This window comes from Vibrio sp. vnigr-6D03 (assembly GCF_002835515.1).
GTDB lineage: Bacteria > Pseudomonadota > Gammaproteobacteria > Enterobacterales > Vibrionaceae > Vibrio > Vibrio penaeicida.
Genome location: NZ_PIZL01000027.1, coordinates 27,005 through 38,753 on the forward strand (window position 1 = coordinate 27,005; position 11,749 = coordinate 38,753).

An 11,749-nucleotide genomic window follows, 5' to 3' on the forward strand; every position below is an offset into this window, starting at 1 on the left:
ACAAGAAATGACACAAAATGTAGAAGTAAATGAACGCCCAGCACCTGACGACCTGCTTGTCCAAATAGCGGAATACGTTAGCAATACCAATATTCAGTCTGAAGAAGCGTACAACACAGCCCGAAATTGTTTAATGGATACGCTAGGTTGTGGGTTACTGGCGCTTAGATTCCCAGAGTGTACGAAACATCTTGGACCAATCGTCCCGGGAACAACCGTCAGGCATGGTGCGCGAGTTCCGGGTACTAGCCATGAGTTAGATCCAATCACTGCTGCTTTTAACATTGGTTGTGTGATTCGTTGGTTGGACTTTAATGACACATGGTTGGCAGCGGAGTGGGGGCACCCGTCAGACAATCTAGGTGGTATCTTGGCTACGGCCGATTACCTAAGCCAAGTTGCTGTTGCTGAGGGGAAAGCGCCTCTCACTATGAAAGATGTTCTGACAGCCATGATCAAAGCTCACGAGATTCAGGGTGTGTTAGCGCTTGAAAATTCTTACAACCGGGTTGGGTTGGATCATGTTCTTTTGGTACGCGTTGCATCGACTGCGGTTGTCACCAAAATGCTAGGAGGCAACAAAGAGCAAATTATAGATGCTGTCTCCCAAGCTTGGGTCGATGGTTGCGCGCTAAGAACGTATCGGCATGCCCCTAATGCAGGTTCACGAAAATCGTGGGCGGCTGGGGATGCGACTTCACGTGCGGTTCGACTTGCGATGATCACGATGAAAGGTGAAATGGGCTTGCCGTCTGTGTTAACGGCTCCTAAGTGGGGATACTACGATGTACTTTTCAATGGAGAACAATTTAGTGTGAATCAGCCATTTGAAAGCTACGTGATGGAAAATGTCTTATTTAAGATATCTTTCCCAGCAGAGTTCCATTCACAAACCGCTGTGGAATGCGCAGTGGCGCTTCACAATGAAGTTAAAGATAGAATCGACCAGATCATCAGAATTGAAGTGGCGACTCATGAATCTGCGATTCGTATTATTTCCAAATCCGGTAAGTTGGCGAATCCTGCGGATAGGGATCATTGCCTACAGTACATGATTGCCGTTCCATTAATCTATGGAGATTTGGTGGCAGAGCATTATGAAGATGGTTTCCACAATGGCGATCCGCGCATCGATGCACTGAGAGAGAAAATGATGATTATTGAAGACTCGCGGTATAGCCGAGAGTATTTGGAATCGGATAAGCGTTCAATTGCCAATGCGATCCAAGTCTTTTTCGATGATGGTTCGGCGACTGACAAGATCGAAATTGAATATCCGATTGGTCACCGCCGTCGCCGTGAAGAAGGCATTCCTGTGCTGGAGCAAAAATTCCTTCGAAATCTGCAAACCCGTTTCCCTGTGATGCGTTCTCAGCAAATCTTTGATTTATGTAAAGACCAACAAGCACTTGAACGCACACCTGTTCACGAGTTCATGAGTTTGTTTACTATCAATTAACTGAAAATGGAGCCATGATCGGCTCCGTTTTTATATCGGAGGAAGAACGGATGTCTACCTACGAAAAAGAGTATCAGTTTTCTTGCAATGAACCCGAAGCGTTTTGGAAAAAACAAGCCCAAAACCTAGATTGGTTTCAGTTCCCTCAAACGATTTTAAGCAAAGACGAAAATGGCATCGACCGTTGGTTCGCCGACGGAGTTTTGAATACTTGTTGGCTTGCGCTGGACTACCACATTGAACAAGGTAATGGTGACAAAACCGCGTTGATCTATGATTCACCGGTTACTGGAGTAAAGCGCAGTTACACTTACGCTCAGCTGCAAAAAGAAGTGGCTAAAATTGCGGGTATGCTTGTGGTGCAAGGGGTCGGTAAGGGCGATCGAGTCGTTATCTACATGCCCATGATCCCCAAAGCCGTTATGGCGATGTTAGCTTGCGCCAGAATAGGGGCAATTCACTCTGTAGTTTTTGGTGGCTTTGCGCCAAACGAGCTTGCGGTGCGGATTGAGGATGCGGAACCAAAAGTGGTGATGACAGCATCCTGTGGTATTGAAGTTAACAAAATACTGCCATATAAACCCATCGTCGACCAAGCCGTTATGGATAGCCGCTGGAAACCTTCCTCTGTGATTGTTTTTCAGCGCCCTGAGTGTGTTGCTGCGTTGAACCAACCGCGTGATATTGAATGGCAATCCGCGCAAAGCTCAGCACCTATCGCCGACTGCGTGCCCGTAAAATCGACAGACCCGCTTTATATTCTTTATACATCGGGAACAACTGGAAAACCCAAAGGCGTTGTGCGTGACAACGGTGGGCACGCGGTTGCGATGAAATATTCCATGTCTTGTTTATATAACCTTCCGCAAAATGGAGTTTTTTGGGCGGCATCAGATGTGGGGTGGGTAGTGGGGCATTCTTATATTGTATACGCTCCCTTAATTCATGGTTGTACAACCGTACTGTTTGAAGGCAAACCTATAAAAACCCCCGATCCTGGCGCATTTTGGAGAGTCTGCGAAGAGTACAATGTGAATGTACTTTTTTCTGCCCCCACGGCGTTCCGAGCGATTAAAAAGGAAGACGCAGAAGGTAAACAGATAGGGAAATATGACCTATCCAATTTAAACAGTATATTTATGGCAGGGGAAAGGTTGGATCCTCCAACTCAAGAGTGGGTGGAAACCTGCACTCGAAAACCTGTGATTGACCATTGGTGGCAAACGGAAACGGGTTGGGCGATTGCAGGAAACCCATTAGGGGTGGAAGCGTTACCGGTTAAACACGGCAGCGCAACAAAACCCATGCCAGGCTTTGAAGTCGCCATTCTTGATGATTTTGGTCATGCTAAGGCATCGGGGCAACAAGGTTATGTCGCAATAAAACGCCCACTCCCACCAAGTTGTTTGCCTACAATATGGCGTAATCACGACCGATTTGAGTCAGGTTATTTGTCTCAATTTCCTGAGTACTACGTTTCAGGGGATGGCGGATATTTGGATGAAGATGGTTACTTGTTCATTATGGGTCGAGTAGATGATGTCATTAATGTTGCAGGGCATCGTTTATCAACAGGGGAGATGGAAGAAATTGTTGGTGGTCATCCTGCCGTTGCTGAATGCGCTGTAGTAGGGATACACGATGATCTTAAAGGTCAAACACCGCTTGGTTTTGTGGTTCTTAAAGATGGGGTGTCGATAGCCGACGATAACATTGAAGAAGAGCTGGTTGGTAAAGTAAGGGATGAAATTGGTGCCGTAGCTTGCTTCAAGCACGCCTTAGTTGTAGACCGTTTGCCAAAAACGAGGTCAGGGAAAATCCTTCGACGAGTCATTCGCCAGATTGCAGATGGAGAACAATACACCGTGCCATCGACAATAGACGATCCCACCAGCTTAAATGAATTGGAAGACGTACTTAATCGACCCAAATAACGGTTACTATTTGAGCGCATCCATTGGGTGCGCTTTTTCGTCACAGCCGATGCTGTTTGTCTTTAGTTATTCTTCTCTCTGAATTGAGGTAGCAGATAGGGTTCTGAACTCTGCACATTGAAGTAGATTGAGTATATACTTAGCGCATAAGCTTTTATTCCCATAGACTTATGAGCCTCATTAAGATTCGTGCTGCCCAAACATCCGATTTGGAAGCACTCAACGATTTTATGTATGAACTTCACGATTTTCATCACAAAGTCACCCCGGAGCTGTTTAAAACGGCTGAAGATGTTGAGCAAGAAAAAAGTATTGCTCGTTATCTCGATAACCCAGAATGTTTTGTTTATGTCGCCGTGCATCCAGAACATGGAGCTGTTGGCTTTATCTCGGGTCACTTCTGCGAATTACAATCTTCCATAATGAAACCTGTGCAAATGGGCAGCATTGATGAAATGTATGTTGAACCAGATTTTCGTAAACAAGGCATCGCGAGGCTACTGTTCTTACGCTTGGAGCGCTCTTTTAAAGACTGTGGAGTGAAACAAATGTTTGTAGAAGTGTGGCAGTTTAATGAAGCTGCCTTAAACTTTTATAGCAACTTGGGATTAGAGCATCATATCCATTGGATGCGAAAGCCTCTAATCGATTCTTAATTTTAGGGATACACATTGTGACATTTCGTCGTCTGTTTTCATGTTTCATTTTTCTAGTATTCATCTCTTTTACCAGTTTGTCCGTATCTGCGACTGCCTCTGCTAGCACGGATTCTCCCCAGAAATACAAAGGCGCACTATGTTTGATAGCAAGCCATGATGGGCGCATTGTCATGGTGCGAGAGGCCATCACTGGGCAGATTTCAATCCCAGGTGGTCATGTCGAAGAAGGGGAAGATCCCGCGAAAGCGGCTGAGCGAGAGGCTTGGGAAGAGTCGGGTTTGGTTGTTACTGCTCTTGGGAAGTTAGGCGTTTTAGGCAATGCGGCGTTATACGATTGCGTATCAGATTCTCCCATCGTCGCGTTCAACCACACTGATGAAGCTGGTCATCACATCGTTCCGGCTTGGTTTGCACCCCATTATGGTATTGAAACCAAACAAGTGGTGCTTGCGAAAGTGGGTGAAGTAAATAAGGCGACGTACCGATACCCGTCTCAAATAGAAGCTTTGCAATACTACTCCGGAAAAGCGACAAGACAAAAAGTGGCGTATATCGATGATATCGTCGAAGCGGCACCTCCGATTCACCAAGCGGAAATTAAATACATCAAAGCGCTTCAAGATGGCGTTTTAAGTGCTCCACCAGCATTGGTTCCGTATATCCATGCTTTTCTCTATGTTGGAGACACGCTAGCAAGTCCTTGGATGCTGATTTTATTGATACCAACGGCATTCATGGTGTTTGGACGTTACTTTGGTGCGGAATTACTCTTCGCTGTGGTCAGTGTCGCGATTTTGGCGTTGGTTGCACAAGTTGGAGTAGGGTTTGCTCGTCCTCACGCCTTTATGCCGGAATTGATGCTTGGCGACACGTTTGGGTTTGGAATGCCGAGCATGACGAGCGCACTCATGGTGACGGTGTTAGGTCTGTTTTATTTGCATGCTACTCGTGAATACCCAATTGAAGTCGTGCGACGTTACTTGCCATCGATTATCACTATTGTGCTGTTCCATGGTGTGTCCAGTGTTTATCTTGGAGCGCAATACTTCTCAGACGTTTTGGTCGGTATTTTACTAGGGGCAATGGCCGTTTGGCATTTTAATCGCCTAGATAAAAAAGACGAGGTGCATACGGGGCAAATACTAAGCAGTGCCTCTGTTTGGTGGGTTGTGGTTGTAATTATCGCAGGGTTGGCGACATTGTGGCCAAGACCAGACTTTGCGAACTGGTTTGCCACTTCGATTGCTATAGCGGCAGTTTTCACTTTCTTAAAACCGAAAGTAGAATCTCGTCATCGCAGTGTAAAACACATTGTGAGTGTATTAGCCCTGTTAGTGCTGACCAATTTATTGTTTGGGGTCGTGCAGGGGATTTTGAATTACAGCTCTATCATTGCGTTGGCTCTAGAAGCGCTTAGATACCCAATCCTTGTATTGATATTTGCAATCACACAGCTTCGTACGGGCAAAGACCAAAGAATGTAGGTCATTCATGGCATTAGGATAGGATCTTTCGAGGTCCTATTTTTTGTGCCTTTTACAAACACTGGTATGTTCTACAGAAGTGCGTATAATCCGGCAGTTTGCTGTTCGCTAGGCGGTATTTGTCCAGCAGTAAACCCTATTAAGAATCCGGATTAAGAAGTGTTCACGTTTTGAGTAGCCAGTACAAAATCAACGAAATGTTTGAAACCATCCAAGGTGAAGGTACTTTTACAGGAGTGCCTTCGGTGTTTGTTCGTTTGCAAGAATGTCCTGTAGGGTGTGCTTGGTGTGATACAAAACAAACATGGGAAGCCGAAGAAAAAGATTTGGCGCCAATTGGCGATATCATGGTGAAAACAGAAGATTCTCCTACATGGTGTTTCGTTTCCGCTGAGCAAATTGTCGAGCAGTACAAATTACACGGATTTAGCGCTAAGAATATCGTGATAACGGGTGGCGAACCGTGCGTATACGACTTGGTGAACTTAACAGAAGCTTTCGAGAAAATTGGTTGCCAATGTCAGATTGAAACCAGCGGAACTTTTGAAGTAAAAGCAACGGATTCTACTTGGGTAACGGTTTCCCCCAAAATTGCGATGAAAGGAAAGCTACCTGTTCTCAAGTCCGCATTGGAACGAGCCGACGAAATAAAGCACCCGGTTGGAACGCAAAAAGACATAGACCAGCTAGATGAACTGATCGCCAGCGCTAACGTGTCTGAGAAGACGACGATAGCCCTTCAGCCAATAAGCCAGAAGCCAAGAGCAACCAAACTGTGTATCGATACCTGTATTGAACGAAATTGGCGTCTCTCTGTTCAAACTCATAAGTACTTAAACATCGCATAGGGCCGTAATATGAAAAAAGCCGTTGTCGTTTTTAGTGGTGGCCAAGACTCCACAACTTGTCTTGTTCAAGCGATAGAAGAATTTGATGAAGTACACGCGATTACGTTTGATTATGGTCAGCGTCATAAGCTTGAAATTGAAGTGGCTGAAAAACTAGCCAGTGATCTCAATATTGCCGCTCATAAAGTGATGGATGTCGGCTTACTGAACGAGCTAGCAATCAGTTCGTTAACGCGTGATGACATTCCTGTCTCACATGAACTGCAAGACAATGGATTACCTAATTCGTTTGTTCCCGGTAGAAACATCCTTTTCCTGACTCTAGCTGGAATTTACGCTTATCAAATTGGCGCAGAGACTGTCATTACAGGCGTGTGTGAAACCGATTTTTCTGGTTACCCTGATTGCCGCGATGAGTTTGTAAAAGCAATGAACAAAGCACTTGTTTCCGGCATGGACAAAACTCTAGACATTAAAACTCCGTTGATGTGGCTGAGTAAGGCAGAAACGTGGGCAATGGCCGATCAATATAAAGCACTGGAATTGGTACGTTCTCAAACGCTGACGTGTTACAACGGGATCATTGGCGATGGTTGCGGTGATTGTCCTTCTTGTGACCTGCGCTCGGCAGGGCTTAACGAGTATTTAGATAATCAAGAATCAGTTATGCAGTCATTGGTTTCGAAGCAGGGTGAGGAACGTTGTCAATAGGGTCGGTATACGCATCGACAATACAGTTTCTGCCATTTGTTTTAGCCTGATATAACGCTTGATCGAGTATCGAATACAAAATATCAAAATCACTGAGCTTTTCTGATGTCGCAAGATAAGAAAAGCTCGCTGTTAAATTCAGTGATTGATGGTCTTCCGACATAAAGTGACTGATTTCAATCGTCTCTCGCATTTTTTCTACGCGGTGCCAAATTTGTTCTTCCGGCACATCGCTCAGTAAGACTAAGAATTCCTCTCCCCCAATTCTTCCTACACAGTCCTTTTCTTCGAGCTGTTCCTTAATTGTTTTAGCAACGTGCTTCAGCGCAATATCACCAGTTGGGTGTCCATAGCTGTCATTGATGTCCTTAAAATTATCCAAATCAAAGAGGACTAATACGTGTTTGTGGCTACCAGAAGAGGATTGTGGATGCCTACGGATTTTATCCAAAATAGTTAATCGATTGAATGTTTGTGTAAGCGAATCTTTTTCGGCGGTTTGTCTTGTCTTTTTATTGGCATACAAGATGCCTCCAATAATAAAAAACAGGACAACCATAAACATTCTGTTCATCATATCGCGTTGTGTTAGGTTATCGAGCTGGTGTTTTTGTTCGGTATTTTTCAAAACCAACTTCGAATTTTGAAGTTCCTCTTCTAATTTGCTTTTACTCAAATCTAAGGCTTCAAAAGCGTTTTGATTTTCGATATCACGCTTATTGATTTCGAGTGTATGAAACTGCTTATAGTGCTCTAATGCTTTCTCGAAATCGCTTGTCTGTTCATGTATTTGTGATAGTAACGAGTGCGCTGAAGCTTCAAACAAGGGTAATTCGTCATTTTGAGCAATTCTTACCGCAGTTTCAGCATATTCAATGGCTACGTTATAAACCTTTCTGGCTAGATACTCTTCGCTGAGGCTTAACGCTATTTTTATCTTCATTTCACGGTTGTTTTGCTCGGCGGCCATATCCATTGCTTGATGAAGGTAAGCATTACTTAAATCATGATGACCCAGTTTTGTATTGAGTTTTCCTAAGCTTATGTAGGAAAGGGCGATTCCGTACTGGTGATCGAGTTCCTTCAATATTTCTAACGACTTTTGAAAAAACTGCTGCGATTTATCAAATTGATCTGTAGTGAGATAGAAATTGCCAAGGTTGTGCATTATTTGAGCTTTCGCTAGCGGTAAGGTGTTTGGCTCACTTCGCAATTCTAGAGATTTTAAAAGGTAAGTTTCGGCTTCTTCGTATCTCCCCATATCAACAAGAAGATTACCTATATCGTTGTAATTACCAGAATTATCATGGTAAGGCTTGGAGTTTGAAATGATTTCGAAGTACTTAACTAACGCCGTTTTGTAGTCTCCAAGGTATGAATAGTTATTAGCAAGTAGACGATAAGCGACCCTTAGCGGTATGAATGGGTCTTCCATTTGCTCTAAGTGGCTGACGACTGATGCGCAATAAAACTTCGCACTGTGGTGTTCACCCATTCGACTAAGCAGTAAGCACAACTGATATTCAATTAATGTTCTGCTTTGATAGTCGTGAGTGACTTTTGTTTGGTTTATTAAGTTCTTAAGTTTTGCATAAGAAGCTTGATTGTTACCACTTGCTTCGTCGTTAAGAGCTTCAATTAGCGTATGTTGAAATTTGTCGAAACTGGTTGGGACATCTGGTAATTGGCTGTAATAAGGCTGCTTGCGAATGGAATAAAATCGGAAGATTTGCGTCGAGATATAGAGTTTTTCAGCATTGTCAGGAAGTATGATATGACGTTCTTGAAGCATCATTAACGCTGCATGTTCATTGCTTTTTAATTGATTAGCATACAGCTCATTCCAGCTCTCGCGATCAAACGCCGAAGCAGTAAAAGTGACAAATGCGGTGATAATAATAGCGAGTAGATTACTCTTTCTCACTTATGCTCCCAGGTGAATATTGGATAAGGGAGTTATTGTACGTGTGCAGACATATGAAAATAGTACAAATGTCACCTTTTGAAACAGAAAATGAGATTTGTGCAAAAGAAAAACAGAATTAGTGAAGTGAGCCGAAAATTATAGGAATCGAACTGTCTAAAATCATTATCTCTAGACTAAGAATTAGATGTTTTTTTAAATGTAAAAAAGCCTAGAGATATTTAATCTCTAGGCTTAAGTTTTTTGAAACTTGAATATCTTTTAAAGGTAGAGTTTCGCTAGATCGGAAGGCTCCAATTCTTTACCTTCCAAAGTTGCATTCCAATTTGTTCCAATTAGGACGCCGTCTTCAGCTAACGTGATTAACCAGTCTTCGACAAAAATATCTAATGGGATTTCTAATACTTCGAAATCGGCCCATTCTTCAACATTGTGTAATTCTGCATCTTCACGAGAAGACCAAAATGGCATTACTTCACTGCTTTCAAACTCTGTTGAATCGCAAGCTAGCCAACCCTCTTCATTTCGCAAGCTCCAAACCAATTTGGTTTGCTTGGTTTCTTCAACGAATAGTTTTAGGTTAGATTCGATGTCTGAAGTTAATTTTGTCATCGGGGTATCCAATAAGATTAGTAAATTCGCCGAAAGGGTAGCACTTTCCGCGTATTTTGACACGGTAAAGATGGAAAAATAAAAAAAGCCAGATTCATTAGAATCTGGCTTCTATTTGGGTATAGGTCGTTACTTTTTCTTAGTGGTAAATATATTCCACTCATTGATAACTGACCCTTTATAACCGACTACAGTGGCAACTACACGGCGGTTTAGCGCATGGCTAACCTGGCTTTCGCCTAAATCATCCAGTACTGAATCACCAAAACCGATTGTTTTGATCCGAGTGTGGCTGACACCATAACTCACCAAAGACTCTCTCACAGCCTTAGCGCGTCTTTTTGACAAATCTAAGTTATGTTTTGCGTTACCCGTCTTACTTGCAAAACCCTGCAGTTCAATAGAGGTTTCAGGGTACGCATCTAGAAACTCGGCCATGGTTCTAATTTGAGTAATGAATGCAGGCGTAATAACATCTGAATCATTTGCAAACAATACTTTAAGTTGCTTTTTCTCTTCTGACTCAATGTAAGTTTCACACCCGTCATTGTCTACTTGAGAACCTCGTGGAGTGCCTGTACATAGGTCACGAGCATTAACCACACCATCGTAATCGTCATCACTAAGATCCGCGACCTGATCAGATTTAGGCATTTCGATGTAGTCGTATTCATCGTTCTGATTAGCATGAGCTTGCCAAGATAATGCAAGCAGTGCGGAACACGCTATTGCTAGAAACTTCATTAACTTCAACCTTAATATTCTACAGATTCTTTCCACTCGTCTGGTATTTCAACCAGAAGAGAGTCAAGCAATACGCCAGAGGCATTCATTACACGGTATTTAGCTGACTGTTCGGCATAATGAGCATCAATGTACGCTTTACGGGCTTCAAACAATTCATTCTCGGTATTCAGCAAATCAAGAAGAGTACGCTTACCGATTCGATATTGTTTTTCATAAGCAATAACGGTTTCAGCAGCAGAATCAACATGGTCAGCCAAAAACTCTTTTTGTTGTAAAGTCAGATCCAGTGCGCTCCAAGACAACTGTAAGCTCTCTTTGATAGTACGGTAGGTTCTGTCTCGCAAATCTTTCGATTTATTTAACTGGTATGCGGCACGTTCAGAGTTTGCGGTATCAGAGCCACCATTATATAGGTTATATCTCATACGAAGCATAGCACTCGCTTCATCAGCTTGACCACGTACGCCGCCTGCATCTTCACGCCAAGTGCCTGAAGCTTCAAATGAAAACGTAGGGTAGTTTACGCCTTTAGATTGGTCGTATTGGAAGCGTGCAGCGTCAACATCTGAAATGGCTATCTTTATTACAGGATGACTTTGATATGCGTGATTTATAGCGTCTTCGAAAGTAAGAGGAATAGAGGTTTCATCAGCACGAGGGAAAATCAAACCTTGTGGTGTTTGACCAACCAAACGTGTGAACTGAGTGTGTGCATCGAAGATATTGTTTTGAGCGGCAAGCAAATTACCATGTGCTTTTGCTATACGCGCTTCAACTTGAGACACATCGGCAACAGAACCAATTCCTGATTCTGCTCTGCGTTTTATATCTTTATATATCTTCTTGTGGACTGCTAAATTGCTTTCAGATAATGCCAAAATTTCTTCAGACTTTACTGCTTCAAGATAAATCTGTGCAACTTCTAGTGCTTTGTCTTGTGCATTTGCAAGGAGTTGAAGCCTCATTGATTCAGCTTCAGCGGCTGTTCTATCAATGTTATTAAGTGTGGATGAACCGTCCCAAATTAATTGAGTAAATGTTAGTGTGGCTTCTTTTCTGGTTAAGTCTGTTGTTTCGCTGTTTTCGGGAGCAGGGTTTACGTGCTCAAATCCGATACCTGCATCCAAATCCAATTTGGGAAGGTATGCACCAGAAGCGGCCTCATTATCTTTTCGATAACTCATGTAGTCACTAAATGCACTCTTAAGTTCTGGGTTGGTGGCGAGCGTAATGGCCACGGCTTGCTCCAAAGTTTGAGCAGAAACACTTGTGGCGATCGAGCCAGCAAGTAAGCAGCCTATGGCACCTATATAACGTCCTTTCACTTTACCTCTCCAGTTAAGTTATTTCTTTATCTATATGTATTTTATC

The 11,749-nt window shown here is 43.2% G+C and carries 10 protein-coding genes; 6 read left to right on the forward strand and 4 right to left on the reverse strand.

What is annotated here, in order from left to right:
- The first annotated feature begins 7 nt into the window (after nucleotides 1-7).
- The 6 genes from CW749_RS21735 to queC all read left to right on the forward strand — a co-directional run bounded on the left by CW749_RS21735 (nucleotide 8) and on the right by queC (nucleotide 7,095).
- Nucleotides 8-1,459 carry a bifunctional 2-methylcitrate dehydratase/aconitate hydratase gene (locus tag CW749_RS21735; RefSeq protein WP_101114496.1) on the forward strand — a complete coding sequence of 484 codons (1,452 nt, stop codon included), beginning with the start codon at nucleotides 8-10 and terminating at the stop codon, nucleotides 1,457-1,459.
- Between the two features lie 50 nt (nucleotides 1,460-1,509).
- Entirely contained in the window at nucleotides 1,510-3,393 is a 1,884-nt protein-coding gene (locus tag CW749_RS21740; protein WP_101114497.1) for a propionyl-CoA synthetase, read from the forward strand.
- Between the two features lie 170 nt (nucleotides 3,394-3,563).
- Nucleotides 3,564-4,049 carry a GNAT family N-acetyltransferase gene (locus tag CW749_RS21745; RefSeq protein ID WP_101114498.1) on the forward strand — a complete coding sequence of 162 codons (486 nt, stop codon included), beginning with the start codon at nucleotides 3,564-3,566 and terminating at the stop codon, nucleotides 4,047-4,049.
- Nucleotides 4,050-4,066: 17 nt separating this feature from the next.
- Nucleotides 4,067-5,536, forward strand: coding sequence for an NUDIX domain-containing protein (locus CW749_RS21750; RefSeq protein ID WP_101114499.1), 1,470 nt, complete (start codon nucleotides 4,067-4,069; stop codon nucleotides 5,534-5,536).
- 197 nt (nucleotides 5,537-5,733) lie between these two features.
- Nucleotides 5,734-6,384 carry a 7-carboxy-7-deazaguanine synthase QueE gene (gene queE, locus CW749_RS21755; protein WP_101114500.1) on the forward strand — a complete coding sequence of 217 codons (651 nt, stop codon included), beginning with the start codon at nucleotides 5,734-5,736 and terminating at the stop codon, nucleotides 6,382-6,384.
- Between the two features lie 9 nt (nucleotides 6,385-6,393).
- Nucleotides 6,394-7,095 (forward strand): 7-cyano-7-deazaguanine synthase QueC, encoded by a 702-nt coding sequence (gene queC / locus CW749_RS21760; protein WP_101114501.1) that lies wholly within the window; start codon nucleotides 6,394-6,396, stop codon nucleotides 7,093-7,095.
- On the opposite strand, the gene CW749_RS21765 is transcribed toward queC, so the two are convergent.
- The 4 genes from CW749_RS21765 to CW749_RS21780 form a co-directional block, all read right to left on the reverse strand.
- Nucleotides 7,049-9,019: a diguanylate cyclase gene (locus tag CW749_RS21765; protein WP_101114502.1), complete on the reverse strand. Its 1,971-nt coding sequence runs from the start codon at nucleotides 9,017-9,019 to the stop codon at nucleotides 7,049-7,051. The genes queC and CW749_RS21765 overlap by 47 nt on opposite strands.
- 261 nt (nucleotides 9,020-9,280) lie before the next feature.
- Nucleotides 9,281-9,631, reverse strand: coding sequence for a DUF2750 domain-containing protein (locus CW749_RS21770; RefSeq protein ID WP_101114503.1), 351 nt, complete (start codon nucleotides 9,629-9,631; stop codon nucleotides 9,281-9,283).
- A gap of 129 nt (nucleotides 9,632-9,760) precedes the next feature.
- Nucleotides 9,761-10,375 carry an OmpA family protein gene (locus CW749_RS21775; protein WP_101114504.1) on the reverse strand — a complete coding sequence of 205 codons (615 nt, stop codon included), beginning with the start codon at nucleotides 10,373-10,375 and terminating at the stop codon, nucleotides 9,761-9,763.
- An 11-nt stretch (nucleotides 10,376-10,386) separates the two neighbouring features.
- On the reverse strand, nucleotides 10,387-11,679 hold the full coding sequence (locus CW749_RS21780; RefSeq protein ID WP_101114507.1) for a TolC family outer membrane protein: 1,293 nt from the start codon (nucleotides 11,677-11,679) through the stop codon (nucleotides 10,387-10,389).
- Nucleotides 11,680-11,749: the final 70 nt, after the last annotated feature.